General features: G+C 72.9%; 18 protein-coding genes. 11 read left to right on the top strand and 7 right to left on the bottom strand.

The features are described 5' to 3' along the window. Nucleotides 1-6: 6 nt before the first annotated feature. The 3 genes from AB0924_RS07695 to AB0924_RS07685 all read left to right on the top strand — a co-directional run bounded on the left by AB0924_RS07695 (nt 7) and on the right by AB0924_RS07685 (nt 5,303). Complete coding sequence (locus tag AB0924_RS07695) at nt 7-1,461, top strand: FGGY family carbohydrate kinase (RefSeq protein WP_358927247.1); 1,455 nt, start codon at nt 7-9, stop codon at nt 1,459-1,461. Nucleotides 1,462-1,593: 132 nt separating this feature from the next. Then, complete coding sequence (locus AB0924_RS07690; protein WP_358927248.1) at nt 1,594-3,327, top strand: ABC transporter ATP-binding protein; 1,734 nt, start codon at nt 1,594-1,596, stop codon at nt 3,325-3,327. Next, on the top strand, nt 3,327-5,303 hold the full coding sequence (locus AB0924_RS07685; RefSeq protein ID WP_366910925.1) for an ABC transporter ATP-binding protein: 1,977 nt from the start codon (nt 3,327-3,329) through the stop codon (nt 5,301-5,303). Before AB0924_RS07690 ends, AB0924_RS07685 begins: the two co-directional genes overlap by 1 nt. 38 nt (nt 5,304-5,341) lie before the next feature. Here the strand turns inward: AB0924_RS07685 and AB0924_RS07680 are convergent, their stop codons facing one another. From AB0924_RS07680 to AB0924_RS07660, 5 genes are all read right to left on the bottom strand, one after another. Continuing rightward, complete coding sequence (locus AB0924_RS07680; protein ID WP_366910997.1) at nt 5,342-6,586, bottom strand: RNA polymerase sigma factor; 1,245 nt, start codon at nt 6,584-6,586, stop codon at nt 5,342-5,344. Between the two features lie 169 nt (nt 6,587-6,755). Further along, entirely contained in the window at nt 6,756-8,663 is a 1,908-nt protein-coding gene (dnaG, locus tag AB0924_RS07675; RefSeq protein ID WP_358927250.1) for a DNA primase, read from the bottom strand. Nucleotides 8,664-8,710: 47 nt separating this feature from the next. Next, nucleotides 8,711-9,976 carry an FAD-dependent oxidoreductase gene (locus tag AB0924_RS07670; RefSeq protein WP_358927251.1) on the bottom strand — a complete coding sequence of 422 codons (1,266 nt, stop codon included), beginning with the start codon at nt 9,974-9,976 and terminating at the stop codon, nt 8,711-8,713. A gap of 78 nt (nt 9,977-10,054) precedes the next feature. Continuing rightward, on the bottom strand, nt 10,055-11,407 hold the full coding sequence (locus tag AB0924_RS07665; protein ID WP_358927252.1) for a deoxyguanosinetriphosphate triphosphohydrolase: 1,353 nt from the start codon (nt 11,405-11,407) through the stop codon (nt 10,055-10,057). A 93-nt stretch (nt 11,408-11,500) separates the two neighbouring features. Further along, complete coding sequence (locus AB0924_RS07660; protein ID WP_366910924.1) at nt 11,501-12,373, bottom strand: sirohydrochlorin chelatase; 873 nt, start codon at nt 12,371-12,373, stop codon at nt 11,501-11,503. A gap of 172 nt (nt 12,374-12,545) precedes the next feature. Between AB0924_RS07660 and AB0924_RS07655 the strand changes: the two genes are divergently transcribed. Beyond that, nucleotides 12,546-13,223, top strand: coding sequence for an ElyC/SanA/YdcF family protein (locus AB0924_RS07655; protein ID WP_366910923.1), 678 nt, complete (start codon nt 12,546-12,548; stop codon nt 13,221-13,223). Nucleotides 13,224-13,326: 103 nt separating this feature from the next. Next, nucleotides 13,327-15,477 carry a molybdopterin oxidoreductase family protein gene (locus tag AB0924_RS07650; RefSeq protein WP_366910922.1) on the top strand — a complete coding sequence of 717 codons (2,151 nt, stop codon included), beginning with the start codon at nt 13,327-13,329 and terminating at the stop codon, nt 15,475-15,477. Between the two features lie 31 nt (nt 15,478-15,508). Here AB0924_RS07650 and AB0924_RS07645 read toward each other — a convergent pair whose 3' ends face one another. Further along, the gene (locus tag AB0924_RS07645; protein ID WP_366910921.1) at nt 15,509-15,940 is read right to left on the bottom strand and encodes a gamma-glutamylcyclotransferase family protein; all 432 of its coding nucleotides are present in this window, start codon (nt 15,938-15,940) and stop codon (nt 15,509-15,511) included. Between the two features lie 142 nt (nt 15,941-16,082). On the opposite strand from AB0924_RS07645, the gene AB0924_RS07640 reads away from it, so the two are divergent. The 6 genes from AB0924_RS07640 to nirD all read left to right on the top strand — a co-directional run bounded on the left by AB0924_RS07640 (nt 16,083) and on the right by nirD (nt 23,829). Continuing rightward, nucleotides 16,083-17,732: a M4 family metallopeptidase gene (locus tag AB0924_RS07640; RefSeq protein WP_358927257.1), complete on the top strand. Its 1,650-nt coding sequence runs from the start codon at nt 16,083-16,085 to the stop codon at nt 17,730-17,732. A gap of 396 nt (nt 17,733-18,128) precedes the next feature. Beyond that, nucleotides 18,129-18,704 carry a hypothetical protein gene (locus AB0924_RS07635; protein WP_366910920.1) on the top strand — a complete coding sequence of 192 codons (576 nt, stop codon included), beginning with the start codon at nt 18,129-18,131 and terminating at the stop codon, nt 18,702-18,704. A gap of 157 nt (nt 18,705-18,861) precedes the next feature. Beyond that, the gene (locus AB0924_RS07630; protein ID WP_366910919.1) at nt 18,862-19,482 is read left to right on the top strand and encodes a class F sortase; all 621 of its coding nucleotides are present in this window, start codon (nt 18,862-18,864) and stop codon (nt 19,480-19,482) included. 176 nt (nt 19,483-19,658) lie between these two features. Beyond that, nucleotides 19,659-20,873 (top strand): FAD-dependent oxidoreductase, encoded by a 1,215-nt coding sequence (locus AB0924_RS07625; RefSeq protein WP_366910918.1) that lies wholly within the window; start codon nt 19,659-19,661, stop codon nt 20,871-20,873. Beyond that, nucleotides 20,873-23,482 carry a nitrite reductase large subunit NirB gene (nirB, locus tag AB0924_RS07620; RefSeq protein WP_366910917.1) on the top strand — a complete coding sequence of 870 codons (2,610 nt, stop codon included), beginning with the start codon at nt 20,873-20,875 and terminating at the stop codon, nt 23,480-23,482. Before AB0924_RS07625 ends, nirB begins: the two co-directional genes overlap by 1 nt. After that, the gene (gene nirD / locus AB0924_RS07615; RefSeq protein WP_358927262.1) at nt 23,479-23,829 is read left to right on the top strand and encodes a nitrite reductase small subunit NirD; all 351 of its coding nucleotides are present in this window, start codon (nt 23,479-23,481) and stop codon (nt 23,827-23,829) included. Before nirB ends, nirD begins: the two co-directional genes overlap by 4 nt. A 73-nt stretch (nt 23,830-23,902) precedes the next feature. Here the strand turns inward: nirD and AB0924_RS07610 are convergent, their stop codons facing one another. Next, entirely contained in the window at nt 23,903-24,826 is a 924-nt protein-coding gene (locus tag AB0924_RS07610) for an oxidoreductase (protein WP_366910916.1), read from the bottom strand. Nucleotides 24,827-24,903: the final 77 nt, after the last annotated feature.

Genomic DNA, 24,903 nt, shown 5'->3' with positions numbered 1-24,903 from the left:
TTCGCCATGGGGATAGTCGCCGGCTTGGACAGCTCACCCGATTTCACGCGCATCGTGGTCTGCGACACGGACACCGGAGCCGTGCTGAGGCAGGGGTATGCCCCGCATCCGGTCGAAACGCCGGACGGCGGCGGCCGCCCCAGTGACGTGGACCCGCAGGCCTGGCTGCTGTCCCTGGGCGAGGCCGCGGGGGGCGGGCTGCTGGAGGGTGTGCAGGCCATCGGGGTCTCGACCCAGCAGAACGCGCTGGTCCCGCTGGACGCCCAGGGCAACACCGTGCGGCCGGCGCTGGTCGGCGGGGACAAGCGGGCGCAGGTCGCGGCGGCCGACCTGGTCGACGCGCTGGGCGGCCGGGAGGCCTGGGCCCAGGCGGTGGGGTCGGTGCCGCAGGCCGCGCAGCCGGTGACCAAGCTGCGCTGGCTCGCCAAGAACGAACCCGAGAACGCGCGGCGCACCGCCGTGCTGCTGCAGGCCCACGACTGGCTGGTCTGGCAGCTTCTCGGGCGTCCGGTACGGCGGACCACCGACCGGGGCGGGGCCTCCGGCACCGGGTACTGGTCCGCGGCCACCGGCGGCTACCGGCCCGACCTGGTCGAGCTGGCGCTGGGCCATCAGGTGATGCTGCCCGAGGTGATCGGCCCGTCGGACGCGGCCGGCACCACCCCGGAGGGGCTGCTGATCTCCGCCGGGACCGGGGAGACCATGGCCGCGGCCTTCGGTCTCGGGATCGGGCTCGGGGACGCGGTCGTCTCCCTCGGGGCGTCCGGGTCCGTGATGGCCGTGCACCCGGAGGCGCTGACCGACCAGTCCGGGATGATCACCTCCCTGGCCGACGCCACCGGCATGCATCTGCCGGTCGTGACCACCCTGAACGCCGTGCGCACCCTGCGCGGCACCGCCGAGCTGCTCGGTCTGTCCGATCTGGAGAGCCTGTCCGACCTGGCGATGAAGTCGACGCCGGGGGCGCACGGGCTGGTGCTGCTGCCGTACCTGGAGGGCGAGCGGACACCGCTGCTTCCGCACACCGCGGGCACGCTGGCCGGACTGCGCCGCGAGTCGATGAAACCCGAGCATCTGGCGCGGGCCTCCTTCGAGGGCATGCTGTGCGGACTCGCCGACGCGCTGGACGTGCTGCGCGGGCGGGGTGTCGAGGTGCGACGGGTCTTCCTGCTCGGCGCGGCCGCCGAGCTGCCCGCCGTACAGGCCGCGGCGCCGTCGCTGTTCGGCGCGCAGGTCGTCGTGCCGCAGCCCGCCGACTACGCGGCGATCGGCGCCGCCCGGCAGGCCGCCTGGGCGCTCGGCGTGTCCCAGGGGGCGCTCGATCCGCGCACCCCGCCGGCCTGGCACGGCGCGGCCGCGCAGGTGCTGGAGCCGGGTGAGGAACTGGCCGTGGGCCAGGCGGTGCGGCAGCAGTTCGTGTCCGTGCGGGAGCAGACCCACCCCGGGGCGTTCCGCCCGTGACGCGGCCCGGACCTCCGGGCGCGGCGAGCACGCCGATGGCTTAATCGGTTGAGGTAACACGGGTGGAGTGTCCGACGATAGGGGCGAAGGGCACATCGACCAGCCCCTGTCGCCGACTCCGAGAGACGTAGCGTGCTCATACGACTTCTGCGGACCTATCTCAGGCCCTATAAAAAACCCATAGTGTTCCTGGTGCTGCTGCAGTTCCTGCAGACCTGCGCCACCCTCTACCTGCCCACGCTCAACGCCGACATCATCGACAACGGTGTCGTGAAGGGTGACACGGATTACATCCTGTCCTTCGGCGCCCTGATGATCGGCATCTCGCTGGTGCAGGTCGTGTGCAACATCGGCGCGGTGTACTTCGGCGCCCGGACCGCCTCCGCGCTCGGCCGGGACGTGCGCGGCGCGGTCTTCGACCGGGTCCAGTCGTTCTCCGCCCGTGAGGTGGGTCACTTCGGGGCGCCCTCGCTCATCACCCGTACGACGAACGACGTCCAGCAGGTCCAGATGCTGGTCCTGATGTCGTTCACCCTGATGGTGTCGGCGCCCATCATGTGTGTCGGCGGAATCGTGCTGGCGCTCGGTCTCGATGTCCCGCTGTCCGCGGTGCTCGTCGCCGTCGTGCCGGTGCTCGGCGTCTCCGTGACGCTGATCGTGCGCCGGCTGCGGCCGCTGTTCCGGTCCATGCAGACGCGCCTGGACACGGTGAACCGGGTGCTGCGCGAGCAGATCACCGGCAACCGGGTGATCCGCGCCTTCGTCCGGGACGAGTACGAGCAGGGCCGGTTCGGGAGGGCCAACGGGGATCTGACCGAGATGCAGCTGGCCACCGGCCGGATGCTCGCCCTCATGTTCCCGATCGTCATGACGGTGGTGAACGTGTCGTCCATCGCGGTGGTCTGGTTCGGCGCCCACCGCATCGACAGCGGCGGGATGGCGATCGGCGACCTGACCGCGTTCCTCGCCTATCTGATGCAGATCGTCATGTCCGTGATGATGGCCACCTTCATGTTCATGATGGTGCCGCGCGCCGAGGTGTGCGCCGAGCGCGTCCAGGAGGTCCTGGGGACCGACTCGAGCGTGGTGCCGCCGGTCGCCGCGGTGACCGAGCTGCGCCGGCACGGGCACCTGGAGATCCGGGGCGCGGGCTTCCGCTATCCGGGTGCCGAGGAGCCGGTGCTGAAGTCCATCGACGTGGTGGCCCGGCCGGGCGAGACGACCGCCGTGATCGGCTCGACCGGCAGCGGGAAGTCGACGCTGCTCGGCCTGGTCCCGCGGCTGTTCGACGCCACCGAGGGCGAGGTGCTCGTGGACGGAGTGGACGTCCGCGACGTCGACCCCGAGCTGCTTGCCGCTACTGTCGGTCTCGTGCCGCAGAAGCCGTACCTGTTCGCCGGGACGGTCGCGACCAACCTGCGCTACGGCAATCCGGGGGCCACCGACGAGGAGCTGTGGCACGCGCTGGAGGTGGCGCAGGCCAAGGACTTCGTGAGCCGGCTGGAGGGCGGGCTCGACGCGCCGATCGCGCAGGGCGGCACCAATGTCTCGGGCGGTCAGCGGCAGCGGCTCGCCATCGCCCGCACGCTGGTGCAGCGCCCGGAGATCTACCTCTTCGACGACTCCTTCTCCGCCCTGGACTACGCCACCGACGCGGCGCTGCGCTCCGCGCTCGGCCGCGAGACCGCCGAGGCGACCGTCGTCATCGTGGCCCAGCGGGTGGCCACCATCCGGGACGCGGACCGGATCATCGTGCTGGACGAGGGACGGGTGGTCGGCACCGGCCGGCACCACGAGCTGATGGCTGCCAACGAGACCTACCGGGAGATCGTGCTCTCCCAGCTGACGGAAGCGGAGGCCGCCTGATGGCCGGGCCCATGGGACGCATGATGGCCGGCGGCCCCGACCAGCGTTCGATGGACTTCAAGGGCTCGGGCAAACGGCTGGTCGGCCAGTTCAGGCCCGAACGGGTCACCATCTGCGCCCTGCTGCTGTGCGTGGTCGTCAGTGTGACCCTGAGCGTGCTCGGCCCGAAGATCCTCGGCCGGGCCACCGACCTGGTCTTCGCCGGCATCGTGGGCCGGCAGATGCCCGCCGGGGCCACCAAGGAGCAGGTGCTCCAGTCGATGCGCGAGCGCGGCCAGGGCCAGATCGCGGACATGCTCAGGGGCACCGACTTCACCCCCGGCCAGGGCATCGACTTCGGTGCCGTCGGGCACGTGCTGCTGCTCGCGCTCGGCACCTTCCTGGTCGCCGGCCTGCTGATGGCGGTCGCCACCCGGCTGGTCAACCGGGCGGTCAACCGCACCATGTACCGGCTGCGCGAGTCCGTGCAGACGAAGCTGTCGCGGCTGCCGCTGTCGTACTTCGACAAGCGCCAGCGCGGTGAGGTGCTCTCCCGCGCCACCAACGACATCGACAACATCGGGCAGACGCTGCAGCAGTCGATGGGCCAGCTCATCAACGCGGTGCTGACCATCATCGGCGTGCTGGTGATGATGTTCTACGTCTCCTGGCTGCTGGCACTGGTCGCGCTGGTGACCGTGCCCCTGTCGTTCGTGGTCGCCACCCGGGTCGGCAAGCGGTCGCAGCCGCACTTCGTGCAGCAGTGGCGCACCACCGGCAAACTGAACGCGCACGTCGAGGAGATGTACACCGGGCACACCCTGGTGAAGGTGTTCGGCCGCCAGGAGGAGTCGGCGCATCAGTTCGCCGAGCAGAACGAGGCGCTGTACGAGGCCGCGTTCCGGGCGCAGTTCAACAGCGGTGTCATGCAGCCGCTGATGATGTTCGTGTCGAACCTGAACTATGTGCTGGTGGCGGTCGTCGGTGGCCTCCGGGTCGCGTCGGGCGCGCTGTCCATCGGTGACGTGCAGGCCTTCATCCAGTACTCGCGGCAGTTCTCGATGCCGCTGACGCAGGTCGCGTCGATGGCGAACCTGGTGCAGTCGGGTGTCGCCTCGGCGGAGCGGGTCTTCGAACTCCTGGACGCGGAGGAGCAGGAGGCGGACCCGGTGCCGGGCGTGCGGCCCGAGGAGCTGCGCGGACGGGTGTGCCTGGAGCACGTGTCGTTCCGGTACGACCCGGAGAAGCCGCTGATCGAGGACCTGTCGCTGACCGTGGAGCCCGGGCAGACGGTGGCGATCGTCGGCCCGACCGGTGCGGGCAAGACCACGCTGGTCAACCTGCTGATGCGGTTCTACGACGTGTCCGGCGGGCGCATCACGCTGGACGGGGTGGACGTGCGGCGGATGTCCCGGGACGAACTGCGGTCCGGGATCGGCATGGTGCTCCAGGACACCTGGCTGTTCGGCGGCACCATCGCGGAGAACATCGCCTACGGCGCCGGAGTGGAAGGGGGCGCGCGAAGCGCACCCGATCAGGGTGGTGGCGGGCGACGGGCGGGCGTCACCCGGGGCGAGATCGAGGAGGCGGCCCGGGCGGCCCACGCGGACCGGTTCATCCGTACCCTGCCCGACGGCTACGACACCGTGATCGACGACGAGGGCTCCGGGGTCAGCGCCGGCGAGAAGCAGCTCATCACCATCGCGCGGGCGTTCCTGTCCGACCCGGTGATCCTGGTGCTGGACGAGGCCACGAGTTCCGTGGACACCCGTACCGAGGTGCTGATCCAGAAGGCGATGGCCAAACTCGCGCACGGGCGGACGTCGTTCGTCATCGCGCACCGGCTGTCGACGATCCGGGACGCCGACACCATCCTGGTGATGGAGAACGGCTCCATCGTCGAACAGGGCGCGCACACGGAGCTGTTGGCGGCCGACGGGGCGTACGCCCGGCTGTACAAGGCGCAGTTCGCCCAGGCCGTGGCCGAGGTGGACTGATCCGCGGCGGGGGCCGCTCACACCGTGGGCGGCCCCGGTCAGTCGAGGTAGCCCCGCAACTGGTCAGCGAACGTGTGGTCGCGGAGCTTGTTGAGGGTCTTGGACTCGATCTGCCGTATCCGCTCCCTGGTCACGCCGAACAGGCGCCCGATCTCCTCCAGGGTGCGGGGCCGGCCGTCGGCGAGGCCGTAGCGGAGCTGGACGACCTTCCGTTCGCGCTCGCCGAGGGTGGAGAGCACGGCCTCCAGATGCTCCCGGAGCAGCAGGAAGGCGGCCGACTCCACGGGGCTGGTGGCGTCGCCGTCCTCGATGAGGTCGCCGAGGGCCACCTCGTCCTCCTCGCCGACCGGGGCGTGCAGGGACACCGGTTCCTGGGCGAGCCGCAGCACCTCGCGGACCCGCTCGGGCGGCAGGTCGAGCTGGCCGGCGACCTCTTCGGGGGCGGGCTCGTAGCCGCGTTCCTGCAGCATGCGGCGCTGGACGCGGATGACCCGGTTGATCAGTTCCACCACGTGCACGGGGACCCGAATGGTGCGGGCCTGGTCGGCCAGGGCACGGGACATGGCCTGCCGGATCCACCAGGTGGCGTAGGTGGAGAACTTGTAGCCGCGGGCGTAGTCGAACTTCTCCACGGCCCGGATGAGCCCGAGGTTGCCCTCCTGCACCAGGTCGAGCATGGTCAGGCCGCGGCCGACGTACCGCTTCGCCACCGACACCACGAGCCGCAGGTTGGCCTCGATCAGCCGGCGCTTGGCCATCCGGCCCATGACGACCAGCCGGTCCAGGTCGTGCGCGAGCCGGCTGTCCAGGTCGGGCGTGCTGCTCAGCTTCTCCTCGGCGAACAGCCCGGCCTCCACCTTGCGGGCGAGGTCGACCTCCTCGGCGGCGGTGAGCAGCGGGATGCGACCGATCTCGCGCAGGTACTGGCGGAACAGGTCCGCGGACGGGCCGCCGGTCTCGGTCCGCCCGGCGACCGCGGGCGCCGCGGGCTCGGCGGCCTCCTCCGGCTCCTCCGTCAGTGCCTCGGCGGGTGGCTCCGCCGGCTCACCGATCTGCTCCTGGCCCGCCTCGGGGTGGCCGATGGCGCGGCTCTGCGGGGGGACGGCCACGAGGACTCCGGACTCCGCGCCGGGCCCGTCGGCCGTGGCGCCGGCGCTGCTGTCGGTCTGGGTGAGGGTCTGGGTCTGCACGGGGCGACCTCCAGGATGATCGCTGCTCGGAGGGTTGCGGCAGCGGTGCTTCGGGAGCGGAGAGTCGACGGCATGCGCTCCTGGGGCAGGCACCGGGGGCTCGGGCACCGCACCCAGTGTGGGGTAAGACACATCGCTGCCACGAGGGTCGTGCGGTGACTTTTTGCGTCCGGTCCGTGACTCGGCGGTTACCGGTCCCGCCGGACTATGCGACCGGCAACTGCGGCCCGCCGCGGCTCGTGGAGCGGCGGGGGCCGGACCCTCACAGGGCCGAGGCGCCCCGTTCGCGCAGGGCCTGGTCGTACTGCTGGAGGACCCACATCTCGTTCTGCACGGCGGCCAGTTGGGCCGGGTCGCCGCCGCTGGACAGGCGGGTCAGCTGGGACTGGATGTCGCGGATGCGGCGCTCCACGGCGCGGCGGCGGATCTGCACCAGCACCGTGCCCGCGTACGTCTCGTCGACCGTGCGGCGCAGGATCGGCTCGACGGCGAGTTCGGTGACCATCGCGCGGGCGGTGTCGTCGGGCGCGGCGTCCCGGACGCGGACCAGGTACTCCTGCCCGTCCTCGACACCGTACTCGGCGCCGCCCGCCTCCGCGATGGTCTGGCGTACGGCGGCGTAGGGCGGGGCGGTGAACTCGTCCACGCCGTACGCGTCGAAGGCCGGGGAGACCAGGTCGGGGCGCTGGAGGGCGAGTTTGAGCAGTTCGCGCTCGGCGGCGTAGACGGGGTTGCGCAGGGTGAGGGCCGGGCCGGTCGGGGCCGCGGTGCGCGGTCCGGTCTCCCAGTGCTGCTGCGAGCCGCGGGGCTGCTGCTGGGGGCCGCCCTTGCCGCGCTCGCGGGCCCAGCGGGCGAGCTGGGCGACCCGCTTGACCACGAACTGGGTGTCGAGGATGCCGAGCATCCCGGCCAGCTCGACGGCGACCTCGTGCTGGGCGCCGCTGTTCTTGATGCGGGCGACGATCGGGGCGGCCTCGTCCAGGGCGGCGGCCCGGCCGGCCGGGGTGTCCAGGTCGTAGCGGGCGACGATCTGGCGCAGTGCGAACTCGAAGAGCGGGGTGCGCGGTTCGGCCAGGTCGGCGACCGCCTCGTCGCCCTTGGCCAGGCGCAGCTCGCAGGGGTCCATGCCGTCGGGGGCGATGGCGATGTAGGTCTCGGCGGCGAACTTCTGGTCGTCCTCGAAGGCGCGCAGGGCCGCCTTCTGGCCGGCCGCGTCACCGTCGAAGGTGAAGATCACCCGGGCGGAGCCGTTGTCCATGAGGAGCCGGCGGAGGATCTTGATGTGGTCGCCGCCGAAGGCCGTGCCGCAGGTGGCGATGGCCGTGGTGACCCCGGCCAGGTGGCAGGCCATGACGTCGGTGTAGCCCTCGACGACGACGGCCCGGCTGGTCTTGGCGATGTGCTGCTTGGCCAGGTCGATGCCGTACAGGACCTGGGACTTCTTGTAGATCGCCGTATCGGGCGTGTTCAGGTACTTCGGCCCGTTGTCCGCCTCGTACAGCTTGCGGGCGCCGAAGCCGACGACCTCGCCGCCGATGTCCCGGATGGGCCACATCAGGCGCCCCCGGAACCGGTCGATGGGGCCGCGCCGGCCCTCCTGGGAGAGGCCGGAGAGCAGCAGCTCCTTGTCGGTGAAGCCCTTGCCGCGCAGATGACGGGTGAGGTGGTCCCAGCCCTGGGGGCTGTAGCCGACGCCGAAGTGGACGGCGGCGGCCTGGTCGAAGCCGCGCTCGGCGAGGAAGACCCGGCCGGTCTCGGCCTCGGCGGAGCCCGCGAGCTGTTCCGCGTACCACTGGGCGGCGATCTTGTGCGCCTCGACCAGGCGGATGCGCTCGCCGCGCTGGTGGGCGGGGTTGTACCCGCCCTCCTCGTAGCGCAGGGTGATACCGGCCTGGGCGGCGAGCCGCTCCACCGCCTCCGAGAAGGAGAGGTGGTCCACCTTCATGACGAAGGTGATGGTGTCGCCGCCCTCCTGGCAGCCGAAGCAGTGGAAGAGTCCCTTGCTCGGGCTGACCTGGAAGGATGGCGACTTCTCGTCGTGGAAGGGGCAGAGACCCTTGAGGTTGCCGCCACCGGCGTTGCGCAGCTGGAGGTACTCGGAGACCACGGCGTCGATCGGGACCGCGTCCCGTACCGCCTTCACGTCCTCGTCGTTGATCCGTCCTGCCACGATGCGATTCTACGGGGCAGGACCGACACTCCCCCGCGCCGCGGAGATCAGGAAGCGAGGCCGTCGAGGGGTACGTGGGGGTCGGCGAGCGCGTCGGTGTCCACCCGGGCCCGGGAACGGATGAGGTTCTGGACGGTCTCTGTGACATCCCACACGTTCACGTTCATTCCGGCCAGGACCCGGCCCTCCCGGACCCAGAACGCGATGAACTCCCGCTTGCCCGCGTCACCCCGGATGACCACTTGGTCGTACGACCCGGGCGGCGCCCAGCCGCTGTACTCCATGCCGAGGTCGTACTGGTCGGTGAAGAAGTAGGGCACGCGGTCGTAGGTGACGTCCTTGCCGAGCATCGCGCGGGCCGCGGCCGGGCCGCCGTTCAGGGCGTTGGCCCAGTGCTCCACGCGGAGCCGGGTGTCGAACAGGGCGTGCGGGAAGGAGGCGACGTCACCGGCCGCGTGGATGTCCGGGTCGGACGTCCGCAGCCGTTCGTCCACCACGACCCCGCCCCCGTGCGCCCGGTCGGCCAGTTCCAGGCCCGCCGCCTCGGCGAGGGCGGTCCGCGGGGCCGCGCCGATCGCCGCGAGCACCGCGTGGGCGGGGTGCTCCTCGCCGTCGTCGGTGCGGGCGGCGAGGACCACGCCGTCCTGGCCGACGATCTCGGTGAGCCGCACCCCGAAGCGGAAGCGGACGCCGTGGGCGCGGTGCAGCTCCGCGAAGACGTTGCCCAGCTCGGGGCCGAGGACGCCGTGCAGCGGGGTGGGCGCGGACTGGATCACGGTGACCTCGGCGCCGTACTCGCGGGCGGCCGCCGCGACCTCCAGGCCGATCCAGCCGGCGCCGGCGATCACCAGGTGCCCGTTGTCCCGGCCGAGCGCGGCCAGGACGCCCTTGAGCCGCTCGGCGTGGGCGAGGCGGCGCAGATGGTGGACGCCCGCCAGGTCGGTGCCGGGGATGTCGAGGCGGCGGGGTTCCGCGCCGGTGGCGAGCAGCAGCTTGTCGTAGTGGACGAGGGTGCCGTCGTCGCCGAAACGGACCGTCTTCGCGGCGCGGTCGATCCGGTCCACGGTCTGGCCGAGGTGCAGCTCGACGTCGTTGCGCGCGTACCAGGCGGGTTCGTGCACGAAGACGCTGTCCCGCTCCTCCTTGCCGAGCAGGTAGCCCTTGGACAGCGGGGGACGCTCGTACGGGTGGTCGCGCTCGTCGCAGATCAGTATCACCCGGCCGGTGAAGCCCTCCGCACGGAGCGTCTCGGCCGCCTTGGCGCCGGCGAGGCCGCCTCCGACGATGACGAACGTCTGATCCGCGTCGACCACTTGATGCCTCCTCGTAAGGGTGCCGTCACATGCGAGCGTCCCGCACCGGGCGTGCTGCGGGAAGAGGGAGTGCCCCGATCAGGCCACTGTGGGGGCACTTTCCTGCTGGATATGCCCCGTCAGTCTCGCGTGCAGCGAGCGGGCGGAGACGTCGGTCAGGGAGGCGATCTGGTCGACGATCACCCGCTTGCGCGCATGGTCGTCGGGCGCCTCGTCGAACAGGGCCCGGAACTGGGGGTCGAGGCCGTCCGGCGCGCGGGCGGTGAGCGCCTCGGCCAGCTCGGCCACGACCACCCGCTGGTCGGCGCGCAGCCGCTCCTGCTCGGCACGCTGCATGACGTACCGGTCGGCGACCGCCTTGAGCACCGCGCACTCCATCCGGGTCTCGCGGGGCACGACGAGTTCGGCGCCGTAGCGGGTGAGCCGGCCGCCGCCGTACGCGGCCCGGGTGGCACCCTCGGCGGCCAGGCAGAACCGGCCGATGAGCTGGCTGGTGGCGTCCTTCAGGCGGGCCTGGGCGACCGCGGTGCCGTCGTAGCCGTGCGGCCACCACTCCTGGGCCTGGAGCCGGTCGAGGGCCTCGGCGAGCTCGGCGGGGTCGGTGCCCGCCGGGACGTACCGGCCGACGGCGACCTCGAACACCGCCCGCCGTTCGGGTCCGGCGTGCAGGCAGTCGGGGTCGATGTGGCCGGCGTGCAGGCCGTCCTCGACGTCGTGCACCGAGTAGGCCACGTCGTCCGACCAGTCCATGACCTGCGCCTCGAAGCAGGTCCGGGTGCCGGGGGCGGTCTTGCGGACCCAGTCGAACACCGGGCGGTCGTCCTCGTACACGCCGAACTTCACGGACGCCGGGTCGGTGGGGTGGCCGCCGCGCGGCCAGGGGTACTTGGTGGCTGCGTCGAGGGCGGCGCGGGTGAGGTTGAGGCCGACGGAGCCCTCGGGCGTGAACCGCTTGGGCTCGATGCGGGTGAGCAGCCGGAGGGACTGGGCGTTGCCCTCGAAGCCGCCGCAGTCGTCGGCGAACTCGTTCAGGGCCTGTTCGCCGTTGTGGCCGAAAGGCGGGTGGCCGAGGTCGTGGGAGAGGCAGGCCGCTTCGACCAGGTCGGGGTCGCAGCCGAGGGCGGCGCCCAGCTCGCGGCCGACCTGGGCGCACTCCAGGGAGTGGGTCAGGCGCGTGCGGGGGCTGGCGTCCCAGGCCTGGATGGGGGTCCCCCCGCTCGAACGAAGTTGAGAGTGGGGGAGGGTTCCCGGTGTGACCACCTGGGTCTTGCCGGCCAGGCGGCGCAGGGCCGCGGAGTGCAGGACGCGGGCGCGGTCGCGCTGGAAGGCGGTGCGTCCCGGCCGTTTGTCCGGTTCGGATGCCCAGCGTTCGGCCGACGCCGGGTCGTAGGCCGAGGGGGATGCGGTGCCGGTACCTGTGGTGCCTTCCATGCCTCGACAGTACGGGGCGGTGGTGACAATCGGCGGGTACGGGGCGCCTGATCGTCCGCCGGGTCGGGTCGCGGGGTTCCGCCATCCCCGTTCTCAGGCCGACGCCAGGTCCGCCTCCGTCCGTGCCTGTGCCTGGTCGTAACGGAGCAGGACCAGCCGGGCCATCGCCTCGTGGGCGCCCAGCGGGGCCGCGGCGATCCACGGCGCCGCCTGGGCGCACTGGGTCGCGAACCGCCCCGGTGCGGTGAAGCAGGAGGCGACCGCCACCCGGTCGCGGCCGCGTGCGGCCAGTGCCCGCACCGCGGTGCCGACCGTCGGGGTGGCCGCCGAGGCGTAGGCCGGGATCACGGGGACGCCGAGGCGGTCGGCGAGCAGGCGGGCCGTGCGGCGGGTGTCGGCGGCCGAGTCGGGGTCGCGGGAGCCCGCCGCCGCGAGGACGACCGCGCCCGTCCGGTGCGTGACGGCGTCCCGGGCCGGGGGCCAGCCCGCCTCCAGCAGACGCGCGTGCAGGGTGTCCACCAGGAGCGGGTGCGGGCCCAGCGGGGCGGCCACGCGCGTGCGTGCGGGCGAGGCGGCGGCCATCTCGGGGATGTCCCGTTTCACGTGGTAGCCCCGGCCGAGGAGCAGCGGTACGAGGATCGCGGGGGCCGCTCCGAGTGCGGCCAGGGTGTCCGGGAGCAGGGGCTCGTTCAGCTCGATGTGGCCCAGGTGGACGGGGAGCCCGGGGCGCAGTTCGCGCACCCGGTCCCGCAGGGCCCCAACGGTCCGCAGCGCGCGCGGGTCGCGGCTGCCGTGGGCGACCAGGACGAGGGCGGGCGGCGTGGGGGCCGGGGCGGGGCGGCGGCGTCCGCTCGGCGAGACGAGCCTGAGCCGGTCGGCGAGCCGGCTGCTGATGCTGTTCATGAGGTGCGCCGTGCTGTCGAGGTGGAGGGTGGACTCGTCGCTGAGTGGGTTCGACGCCGTCATGGAACGATCCTGACGTGGGTTCGTTGCGCCGCCGTTGCCGGGCGGTCACGGGTATTTTCCGCGGCTTCACCTCGGACGGATGCACGCTGTGAGGGCGAACCGGGTCGTCCGGGCGAACCGGATCCCCGTGACCCGCGTCCTTCTGGTCGGAACCGATCACCGGGGGGACCGCATGAAGACGCGCCGACCGCGGCTGCCGCGCACCCGCAGGGGGTGGCGGCACCTGGTGCAGACCGTGATGGCCGGGTGCGTGCTGGCGCTGCTGCCGGCGACCTGGCTGTACGTGTCGACGGCGGACCGGCTGCGGACCGCGGCGGACGTGCCGCGCACCGAGGTCGCGGTGGTGTTCGGGGCCGGGCTGTGGGACGGGGAGCCGTCGCCGTACCTCGCGCACCGCCTGGACGCGGCGGCCGGGCTGTACCGGCAGGGGCGGATCGAGGCGGTCCTCGTCACTGGGGACAACAGCCGCGAGGACTACGACGAGCCCGACGCCATGCGCGCCTACCTGACCCGGCACGGGGTGCCGGACGCGCGCATCGTCAGCGACTACGCGGGCTTCGACACCTGGGACTCCTGTGTGCGGGCCAGGAAGATCTTCGGGGTGGACCGGGCGGTGCTGATCAGCCAGGGCTTCCACATCCGGCGGGCGGTGGCGCTGTGCGAGGCGGCCGGGGTGGACTCGTACGGCCTCGGGGTCGACGCCAAGCACGACGCGACCTGGTACTACGGCGGCACGCGCGAGGTGTTCGCGGCGGGCAAGGCGGTGCTGGACGCGGTGTTCCAGCCGGATCCGCGGTTCCTCGGGCCGAAGGAGCCCGGCGTGGCGCGGGCGCTCGCGTCCGGCCGGTGACCGGGTCCTCACGGCGGGCGGGCGGGCGCGGGGAGGTCCGCTTCCCGGCCGTGTAACAAGGAGCCGCCGCGGGCCGTAACACTGCGGAAGCACGCTGGTCGGCATGGAGACCACCTCGACGCCCACCCACTGCCCGTACTGCGCCCTGCAGTGCGGGATGAACATCACGCCTCTGCCCCGGGGTGGCGTCGAGGTGACCGAACGGCCGGACTTCCCGGTGAACCGGGGGGCGCTGTGCGGCAAGGGCCGCACGGCCGCCCAGGTGCTGTCGCCGGCGGCCCGGCTGACCTCGCCGCTGGTGCGGTCCGGCGGGAAGCTGGTGGAGGCCGGCTGGGACGAGGCGCTGGACCGGATCGCCGGGGCGCTGTCGGGGGTGCGTGCGCACAGCGGGCCGGACGCGGTCGGGGTGTTCGGCGGGGGCGGGCTGACGAACGAGAAGGCGTACGGGCTGGGAAAGTTCGCGCGGGTGGTGCTCGGCACCTCGCAGATCGACTACAACGGCCGGTTCTGCATGTCCTCGGCGGCGGCCGCCGGCACCAAGGCGTTCGGCCTGGACCGGGGGCTGCCGTTCCCGCTGGAGGACATCCCGCGCACCGGCTGCGTCGTCCTGGTCGGCTCCAACCTCGCCGAGACGATGCCGCCGTCGCTGCGCTTCTTCAGCGAACTGCGTGCCAACGGCGGCACGCTGATCGTCGTCGATCCGCGCCGCACGAAGACGGCCGAGCAGGCCGATCTGCACCTGGCGCCCCGGCCGGGCACCGATCTCGCCCTCGCCCTGGGCCTGCTGCACCTGGTGGTGGCCGAGGGCCGCACGGACGAGGAGTACATCGAGAAGCGCACGTCCGGCTGGGAGGAGGCCCGGGCGGCGGCGATGGCGCACTGGCCGGAGTATGTGGAACGGATCACGGGGGTGTCCGTTCCCCAACTGCGGCAGGCGGTGCGGATGTTCTGCGAGCCGGAGTCCGCGATGGTGCTCACGGCGCGCGGGCCCGAGCAGCAGTCCAAGGGGACGGACACGGTGGGCGCGTGGATCAACCTGTGCCTGGCGACGGGCCGGGCGGGCCGTCCGCTGTCCGGGTACGGCTGCCTGACCGGGCAGGGCAACGGGCAGGGCGGACGTGAACACGGCCAGAAGGCGGACCAGTTGCCCGGCTACCGCAAGCTGGACGACCCGGCGGCGCGGCGGCACGTGGCCGAGGTGTGGGGCGTGGACCCGGACAGCCTGCCCGGCCCGGGGCGCAGCGCGTACGAGCTGCTGGACGCGCTGGGCACGGACATCCGGGCGCTGCTGCTGATGGGGTCCAACCCGGTGGTGTCGGCGCCGCGCGCGACGCATGTGGAGGAGCGGCTGCGCTCGCTGGACTTCCTGGCCGTGTGCGATGTCGTCCTCTCGGAGACGGCCGAACTGGCGGACGTCGTCCTGCCGGTCACGCAGTGGGCCGAGGAGACGGGCACGACGACCAGCCTGGAAGGCAGGGTCCTGCTGCGCCGCCGGGCCGTCGCCCCGCCCGCCGGGGTCCGCAGCGACCTGGAGGTGCTGCACGGCCTGGCCGCCCGGCTCGGTGTGGAGAAGGGCTTCCCGACCGACCCGGAGGAGGTCTTCGGGGAACTGCGCCGCGCCAGCGCGGGCGGCCCCGCCGACTACTCGGGCATCACCTATCGCCGCCTGGCGGACGAGAACGGCGTGTTCTGGCCTTGCCCGGAGATGCCGGCCGAGAGCGCCGGTGCCGTCGGTGCGGCCACCGGGGCCCCCGCGCCGGACGGGGCCGCCCCGCCGCCCGTCCACCCCGGCACCCCCCGCCTCTTCCTCGACCGTTTCGCCACCGGCGACGGCCGGGCGCGGTTCGCCGCCGTGGCGCACCGGGCCGGTGCGGAGGAGCCGGACGCGGAGTACCCGCTGCTGCTGACCACCGGCCGGGTGGTGTCCCAGTACCAGTCGGGGGCGCAGACCCGCAGGGTGGCCGAGCTGAACGCGGCCGCGCCCGGCCCGTTCGTCGAGCTCCACCCGCGTCTCGCGGCCCGCCTCGGCGCGGCCGAGGGCGACCCGCTGGCGGTCGTTTCCCGGCGCGGCCGCGCCGTGGCCCCCGCCCGCATCACCACCGCGATCCGCCCCGACACGGTCTTCATGCCCTTCCACTGGCCGGGCGAGGGCCGGGCCAACACCCTCACGAACCCGGCCCTGGACCCGACGTCGAAGATGCCCGAGTTCAAGTCCTGCGCGGTACGGGTGGAGTTCCTCGGGCCACCCGCCTAGAACGCCGGACAGCCGCCAAGCCCGGCCCGCCTCAGCCGCGTTCCAGCCAGTCCCCGCTCGCTATCCGCCGTCCCCCGGTCCGCAGTCGCGTGGCGACGGCGGGGGCCGCCAGGTAGACCCAGGCGCGGGCCGTCGTGCCGTCGGGGCGTTCGACGGGGCGGGCGACCCGTTCGTAGAGGTTGTGGGGGCTGCCCGGGGTGTATTCCTCCAGGCGGTCGAGTTCGGCCAGGAGCCCGGCGTAGGACTTCCCCGACGCGGTGACGAGTTCGCCGCTGACCGTGCCGCCGGGCTCCTCGACGGCGTAGGGGTGGCCGGGGCCTTCGTACAGCGCCGCGCCCAGGAATCGTCCCGGTTCCTCGCGGTCCGTCCGGCCGCGCAGGAACAGGTCGTGGTTGCGCTCGCCGGGGCGAAGGGTGCCGTAGACGAAGAACGGCAGGGAGTCCAGGGCGTCCGGAGTGATCACGGAAACGATTCTCCTCCTACGCCGCCTTCTCACACATCTCCATGAAGGCGCTATGGACATGACATGTCATGGCCCCTTAAATCTCAGTCAACACAGCGCCCCCCGCCCCCACGCCTCGAAGGCGCCTCCCCCAAGGAGACAGATGAGTCGGATACGTCAGCACATCCGGGGTTCCCGTCGTCTCGCCACCGCCGGCGTCGCCGCCACCACCGCCGCCCTCCTGGCCGCCGCCCTCTCCCCCGCCGCCCACGCCGACGGCCGCCCGACCCGGGCCACCGCGGTCGAGAACGCGGCCTCGGCGATCCTGGCACAGGCGAACAGCCTCGGTCTGACCTCCGCCCAGGACACCAGCGTCCGGGACGTGATCGTCGACGGCAACGGCACCCAGCACGTCCGGTACGACCGTACGTACCGTCAGCTTCCGGTGCTCGGCGGCGACTTCGTCGTCCACCTGGCGCCGAACGGTTCCTACCGCGGCGCCGACCGCGCGACCAGAACCAGGATCTCGGTCCCCTCCACCACCCCGAAGCTGTCCGCGCCCAGGGCCGCCGACCTCGCGGTGAACGCCCTGCGGGCCGCCAACCTCGGCGAGAAGCTGCGGCAGGTGAAGGCGAAGCCCGAGCTGGTCGTCGACGCCCTGCACGGCACCCCGAAGCTCGCCTGGCGCACCAACGCAGTCGGCCAGGACACGCTCGGCAACCCGGTCGCCCGGACCGTGCTGACCGACGCCCGCACCGGCGCCCAGATCGACGCCTGGGACAGCATCGAGACCGCCACCGGCGACGGCAAGTCGCTGTACAGCGGGACCGTCCCGTTGGAGACCACGCAGTCCGGCTCCTCGTACCAGCTGAAGGACCCGACCCGCGGCAACACCTACACCGGTGACGCCGAGGGCAAGACCGACCTGTGCTTCTTCGGCATCTGCTTCAGCCGGGCCCCCGCGACCCTGTTCACGGACGCCGACAACCACTGGGGCACCGGCAGCACCGCCGACCGCGCCTCGGCCGCCGTCGACGCCCAGTACGGCACCAACGAGACCTGGGACTACTACAAGAACGTCCACGGCCGCAACGGCATCGCCGGCGACGGCAAGGGCTCGTACAACCGCGTCCACTACGGCAGCAACTACAACAACGCCTTCTGGGACGACAGTTGCTTCTGCATGACCTACGGCGACGGTGACGGCACCACCTTCGGGCCGCTGGTGGCGCTGGACGTGGCCGGGCACGAGATGAGCCACGGCGTGACGTCGAAGACGGCCGCGCTGACCTACTCGGGCGAGTCCGGCGGCCTGAACGAGGCCACCTCGGACATCCTCGGCACGATGGTCGAGTGGTACGCGAACAACTCCTCCGACCAGGGCGACTACCTCATCGGCGAGAAGATCGTGAAGCCGGGCTTCGGCAAGGCCGCCCTGCGCTTCATGGACAAGCCGTCCAAGGACGGCAGCTCCGCGGACTACTGGAGCTCGTCGGTCGGAAACCTCGACGTCCACTACTCCTCGGGCGTCGCCAACCACTTCGCCTACCTGCTGAGCGAGGGCAGCGGCGCGAAGACCATCAACGGCGTCGACTACAACTCCCCGACGTCCAACGGCTCGACGGTCACCGGCATCGGCCGGGACAAGGTGGGCAAGATCTGGTACCGGGCGCTGACGGTCTACATGACGTCGTCCACGAACTACGCGGGCGCCCGCACGGCCACCCTGAACGCCGCCAAGGACCTCTACGGCGCGGGCAGCGCGGAGTACAACGCGACGGCCGCCGCGTGGAGCGCGGTCAACGTCAACTAGGCGTCGACGGCATGCGCGTTGGGCGGCCGTCCCGGTCCAGTGGGTACCGGGGCGGCCGCCCTCTTCATGCGCCGTGCGGCGCGACCGGTCCGCTCCCGCCCGCCGTGCCGGCCGCCGGCGCGGCGGGTCCCCGCCGCCTCGCGAGGGGCCGGTCACCCGTTCACCCCCGCCCCGCGCGCCATTCGTGTGCTCTTCCCCGAGCCTCTCTCGTACGCCTCTGACCAGGCACGATTCATCTCCGCTAGCCCGTGTGGGGGTCCCGCGCGCCACCCGTTCAGCGCGTTGTTGACCGAGCGTCAGCAAGCGCCGCGGCCCGACTGCGATTTTCCTCGGAAGGGCAGGGGCGTGCCCCTGAACGAGTCGGAGGAACGAGACGGACAAGCCCTGGGGAGCACCATGCGACGCACCGCCCGTCTGCTGACCGGTACGGCGCTCGCCGTGGCCACGGCGGGACTCGCCACGGCCCCGGCCCACGCCGACGAGGCGGCGGCTCGCCTGCGGGGCGCCCCGGCCGCGGCCGGGACCGGCGGCCTGCAGGTCAACCCGGCCACCGCGGTGCCCGGCGGCCAGGTCACCGTGAACACCGCGGCATGCGGCCGCAAGGCGACCGCGATCGCCGACGCGGGCGCGGTCGGCGCCGGGACCTTCATGCTGGCGCCCGGCACGAACGCGGGCGAGGCGGTCGGCGGGTTCCAGGTGCCGGAGGGCGCCCAGCCGGGGACGTACGAGATCGTCGCGAAGTGCGCCGAGGGCGACGGGCAGATCACCGGCGACCTGGTGGTGGCGCTCAGCACGGCGCGCATGGGCGCGGCGCACGAACAGGTGCGGCCGCGGGGAAGCGTGAAGACGGGGGTCGGCGGCGCACTCGGCACCGACCCCGTGCAGACCGCGGCGGGCGTGACGGCTCTGGCCGTCGCCGCCGCGGGCGGTACCTGGCTCCTGCATCGCCGGGCGAGAGGCGACGGGATCTGACGGACACCCTCCGCTGTCCGTCCGCCGGTACCGCACATCCCGCCCCCTCCGGGTCCGACGCCCCTCGCGGCCCGGAGGGGGAGGGGGTCCGCCCCGTGGCGGGCCGAACCGTTTCCGAAGGGCCCGTTCGGGGTGCGCCCCGGAGAGAGGGGATCTCATGCGCAGAGTCGGGGACACCGCCATAGCCGCCGTCACCGTGGTCGCCCTCGGCTCGGGGGCGTGGCTGCTCGCCGGCCCTGACGTGACGCACGCGCCGCCGCAGCCGGCAGCCGCCGAGGGCCGGTCCGACCCGGGTGAGGAACGGCTCGGGGCCACCGCGCTGGCCCCCTCCCCGCCGACCCGCATCCGTATCCCGTCGATCCGGGTGAACGCCCCGCTGACGGGCCTCGGCCTCACCCCCGCGGGCAGCCTGGACGTGCCGCCCGCCGGGAACAAGAACCTCGCCGGCTGGTACGAGGCCGGCACCACCCCCGGCGAGAGGGGCACCGCGATCGTCGCCGGCCATGTGGACAACACCGAGGGCCCGGCCGTCTTCTACGACCTGGGCGCCCTGAAGCGCGGAGCCACCGTCGAGATCGACCGGCGCGACGGCGGCGTGGCCGTGTTCACCGTGGACGCGGTGGAGGTGTACCCGGCCAGCGCCTTCCCCGACGACAAGGTGTACGGGGCGGCCAAGCGGCCCGAGCTGCGGGTCATCACCTGCGGCGGCGGCTACTCGAAGGCCACCGGGTACCAGGGCAACGTGGTGGTCTTCGCCCACCTGACCGGCAGCCGCTGACGCCCCTCGCCGAGGCCGGCGCGGTGCGCCCGATCCGGCATTCGCGCACCTCACAGCCCTCCCCGGGCGTCCCGCGGGACCCTCACACCCCCGGCCCGGCACCGCTGAGGGCAGCGTTCCCCGCGGGAAACAGAGGTGATGCGGCCGGGTAACGTCGAAGCCGCACGCTGCGTTGCATGACCTCGAATACGCGTGTGGTGGTGATCGGCGCCGGCCTCGCGGGCGTACGGCTCGCCCGGCGGCTCGGTGAGCTGGGCACGCCCGCGCTGCTCGTCGGCGAGGAGGAGCACCGGCCGTACAACCGGGTGCTGCTCGCCGAGGTGCTGGCCGGGCGGTACGCCCCGGAGGTGATCGCCCTTCCCGTGCCCGGCGGGCTCCGGCGCGCCCGGGTCACCGGCATCGACCGGGCGGCCCGGCGGCTGCGGTGCGCCGACGGCTCACAGATCGGATACGGCACCCTGGTGCTGGCCACCGGCTCCAACCCGGTGCTGCCGCCGCTGCGCGGGCTGTTCACCGGCGACCGTCAGCTTCCCGAAGGCGTCCACGCGTTCCGCACCATGGACGACTGCCTGGGCCTGTCCAAGGCGGTACGGCCGGGCGCGCGGGCGGTCGTCGTAGGCGGCGGGCTGCTCGGGGTGTCCGCGGCCCGTGCGCTGGCCGTGCGCGGCGCTCAGGTGGTGCTCGCCCAGCAGGCCGAGCGGCTCATGGAACGCCAGCTCGACCCGAACGCCTCCCGGCTGGTGCTGCGGCACCTGACGGACCTTGGCGTCGAGGTGCACACCGAGTGCCGGGTGCGGGACGTGCGGTGTGCCGGCGGCGCGGTCCGCTCGGTGGAGATGGCCGACGGGTACGCACTCGACGCCGACCTCGTGGTTCTCGCCTGCGGAGTCCACCCGCGCACCGGTCTGGCGGAACAGGCCGGCCTCGCCGTCCGCAAGGGCGTCCTCGTCGACGACGAGCTGCGCACCTCCGACCCGCACATCCGCGCCATCGGCGACTGCGCCGAGCACGACGGCACGGTCTACGGCCTCGCCGCCCCGGCGCTGGAACAGGCCGAGGCGCTGGCCGCCCTGCTCGCCGGCGCCGCCGGCGCCCGCTACTCGGGGACCCGTTCGCTGACCCGGCTCACCCTCACCGGACCCGAATCCCCCCTCGACCTGGCCGCGTTCGGCGAGACCGAGGCCCGCCCCGGCGACGACGTGGTCCAGCTCGCCGACGCCACCCGGGGCACCTACCGCAAGGTCGTCGTCCGCGACGACCGGCTGGTCGGCGGGGTCCTGATCGGCGAACTCGGCACCGTCGGCGCGCTCGCCCGCGCCTGGGAGGGAGCGGAGCCGCTCCCTGGTGACGGCCCCCTGCTTCACCTGCTCACCAACGATGGAGGCTCCTGATGACCGCCACCCCGGGGGCCACCCCCACGATCCTGCTCGTCGGCCACGGCATGGTCGGCCAGCGCTTCCTGGAAGCGCTCGCCGAGCGCGGCCTGACCGCCACGCACCGCGTGGTCGTGCTGTGCGAGGAACCGCGTCCGGCGTACGACCGGGTGCAGCTCACCTCGTACTTCTCGGGCCGCACGCCCGAGGAACTGTCCATGACCGACATGGAGTTCATCAAGGAGCACGGTATCGAGCTGCACGTCGGCGACCCGGCGGAGACGGTCGACCGCGAGGCCCGTGAGGTGACGGCCCGCTCCGGTCTGGTGATCGGCTACGACGTCCTCGTCCTGGCCACCGGCTCCTACCCGTTCGTGCCGCCGGTGCCGAACAAGGACGCCGCCGGCTGTTTCGTCTACCGGACCATCGAGGACCTCCTCGCGATCGAGGAGTACGCGCGGACGAGGGCGACCACCGGCGCGGTGGTCGGCGGAGGTCTGCTCGGCCTGGAGGCCGCGGGCGCGCTCAAGGGCCTCGGACTCACCTCCCACATCGTGGAGTTCGCGCCGCGCCTGATGCCGGTGCAGGTGGACGAGGGCGGTGGCGCGGCACTGCTGCGCACCATCGCGGACATGGGGCTGAGCGTGCACACCGGTGTGGGCACGCAGGAGGTCGTCGTCGGCGAGGACGGCGCGGTCACCGGCATGAAGCTGTCCGACGGCTCCGAACTCGCCACCGACCTGGTGGTGTTCTCCGCCGGTGTCCGCCCCCGCGACCAGCTGGCCCGGGACTGCGGTCTGGCGGTCGGCGAGCGCGGCGGCATCACCGTCGACGATCAGTGCCGTACCGTCTCGGACCCGCACGTGTTCGCGATCGGGGAGTGCGCGCAGGCGTCGGACGGCCGGGTGTACGGCCTGGTGGCCCCCGGCTACGAGCAGGCGGAGACGGCGGCGGCGGCCATCGCCGGGAACGAGGCGTCCTTCACCGGCGCCGACCTGTCCACCAAGCTGAAGCTGCTCGGCGTGGACGTGGCCTCCTTCGGCGACGCGCACGGCACCACCGAGGACTGCCTGGACGTCGTCTACTCCGACTCCCGCGCGGGCCTGTACAAGAAGCTGGTCATCGGCCGGGACGGCACCCTGCTCGGCGGCATCCTGGTCGGCGACGCGGAGGCGTACGGCACCCTGCGCGCGCTGACCGGTTCGGTTCCCCCCATCTCCCCCGAGTCGCTCGTCCTGCCCGTCGGAGCGGACTCGGGGGCCCAGCTCGGCCCGTCGGCCCTGCCGGACGAGGCGATCGTCTGCTCCTGCCACAACGTCAGCAAGGGCACCATCCGCGGCGCGGTCACCGAACACCGGTGCACCACCGTGCCCGAGGTGAAGAAGTGCACCAAGGCCGGTACCGGCTGCGGCAGTTGCGTGAAGGTGCTCGGGCAGCTCGTCACCGCCGAGCTGGAGGCCTCCGGCGTCGAGGTCGACAAGGGCCTGTGCGGCTGCTTCGCCCAGACCCGCGAGGAGCTGTACGAGATCGTCCTCGCCCTGCGCCTCACCTCCTACCAGGAACTGCTGGACCGGTACGGCCGCGAGGACGCCCGGGGCGGTGACGGCTGCGAGGTGTGCAAGCCGGCGGTGGCCTCGGTCATCGCCTCGCTCGCCCCGGCGATCGGCGCGAGCGGCTATGTGCTGGACGGCGAGCAGGCGGCCCTGCAGGACAGCAACGACCACTTCCTCGCCAACCTGCAGAAGAACGGCTCCTATTCGGTCGTGCCGCGCATCCCCGGCGGTGAGATCGCGCCCGAGAAGCTGATCGTGATAGGCGAGGTCGCCCGGGACTTCGGCCTCTACACGAAGATCACCGGCGGTCAGCGGATCGACATGTTCGGCGCCCGGGTGGAGCAGCTCCCGCTGATCTGGGCCCGCCTGGTGGACGCCGGCTTCGAGTCGGGCCACGCGTACGGCAAGTCGCTGCGCACGGTGAAGTCCTGCGTGGGGCAGACCTGGTGCCGCTACGGCGTGCAGGACTCGGTCCGGATGGCGATCGACCTGGAACTGCGCTACCGGGGCCTGCGGTCCCCGCACAAGCTGAAGTCGGCCGTCTCGGGCTGTGCCCGGGAGTGCGCGGAGGCCCAGTCGAAGGACTTCGGCGTCATCGCCACGTCCAACGGCTGGAACCTGTACGTCGGCGGCAACGGCGGCGCCACCCCACGCCACGCCGACCTGCTCGCGCAGGACCTGTCCGACGCCGAACTGGTGCGGCTGATCGACCGGTTCCTGATGTTCTACATCCGCACCGCCGACCGCCTGGAGCGCACCTCCACCTGGCTCGAGCGGATCCCCGGCGGCCTGGACCACGTGCGGGACGTGGTGGTGCACGACTCCCTCGGCATCTGCGACGACCTGGAGGCCCTGATGCGGGCCCATGTCGCGCACTACCGGGACGAGTGGGCCGAGACCATCGACGACCCCGAGAAGCTGGCCCGGTTCGTGTCCTTCGTGAACGCCCCGGACACCCCGGACCCGGTGGTCGCCTTCGTACCCGAACGCGACCAGATGAAGCCCGATCTGCCGCTGCTGTCCATCGGCCTGCGACCGGCCGACGACGTTCTGGAAGGAAGCGCCCAGCGATGACCCTGGCACCCGAGACGACCGATCTGCTGGTCCAGCTCCGGCTGGAGGACGGCTGGTTCACCGTGTGCGACCTGCACCGGCTGGTGCCCGGCCGCGGCATCGCCGCACTGCTGCCGGACGGCCGCCAGGTGGCGGTGTTCCGGGACCGCGCGGACCGGCTGTACGGCATCGACAACCGCGACCCGTTCGGCGGCGCCGCCGTCCTCTCCCGCGGCCTGACCGGCACCCACCGGGGCCGCCCGTTCGTGGCCTCCCCGCTGCTGAAGCAGCGTTTCGACCTGGAGACCGGGCAGTGCCTGGACGACGAGTCGGTCCGGGTGACGGCGTACGAGGTGCGCGGCGCCTGAGGCGGCGGGCGGGACGGTGCTCCCGGGCACAGCGATGACCCGGGCGGCACCGTCCCGTCGTCGCGTCGGCCGGTCAGGCCCGCAGGGCGTCGTACGGGACGCCCGTGAGCCGCTCGGAGGCGGCCCAGAGCCGGGCCGCCGCCTCGTCGTTCAGGGTCCAGGGCGCGCGGCGGGACGGCGCCGGGGAGCCGCGCCACATCGCGAACGACGGTCCCCAGAACGAGTCGGGCCGTACGCCGGGCGCGGTCGCCGCGTACAGCGAGGGGAGCGCGCCCGCCTCCGCCGGCTGGGCGAAGACCCGGTTGCCCAGTTCCATCATCCGCTCGGCACCCCGGCGCCCCTCGGCGCGCGGTCCGGCCGTCTGGAGGTTGGTGGCCGCGTACCCCGGGTGCGCGGCGGCCGCGACGACGCCGGAGCCGCGGGCGGCCAGCCGCCGGCACAGCTCGTGCGTGAACAGCAGGTTGGCGGTCTTGGAGCGGGCGTAGGCGGTCCAGCGCCGGTAGTGCCGCTCGCTGTTGAGGTCGCGCGGATCGATGTTGGCGAGAACGTGCATGAAGCTGGACACGGTGACGATCCGGGCGCCGGGGGTGGCCAGCAGGGCGGGCAGGAGCAGTCCGGTGAGCGCGAAGTGCCCGAGGTGGTTGGTCCCGAACTGCCTCTCGAACCCGTCGGCGGTCGTGCCGTACGGCACCGCCATCACACCGGCGTTGTTCACGAGCAGGTCGAGCCGGTCGTACGGCGGTCTGGCCGCGAACTCCCGGACGGACGCCAGGTCCCCGAGGTCCAGCCGGCCGAGCTCCACCCGGGCGCCCGGCACCTCGCCCCGCAGCCGCTCGACGGCGTCCCTCCCCCGCGCCCCGTCGCGGCAGGCGAGCACCACCCGGGCCCCCTTGCGGGCCAGCTCCCGCGCGGTGACGTAACCGAGCCCGCTGTTGGCACCGGTGACCACGGCGGTGCGTCCGCCCTGGTCGGGGATGTCCTGCGCGGTCCAGCCCATACGGGCCCCTCCTCACGGCACAGGCCGTACGGGCCGCCGGCTCGGCCCGGAACCCGGCGGGTCCAGCTTAGGCGCCG

This window comes from Streptomyces sp. NPDC047869, from assembly GCF_040704065.1.
In the GTDB taxonomy this organism is placed as follows: domain Bacteria; phylum Actinomycetota; class Actinomycetes; order Streptomycetales; family Streptomycetaceae; genus Streptomyces.
Note: the sequence above shows the minus strand (reverse complement) of the source record. Positions and strands in the feature narration are given on the sequence as shown.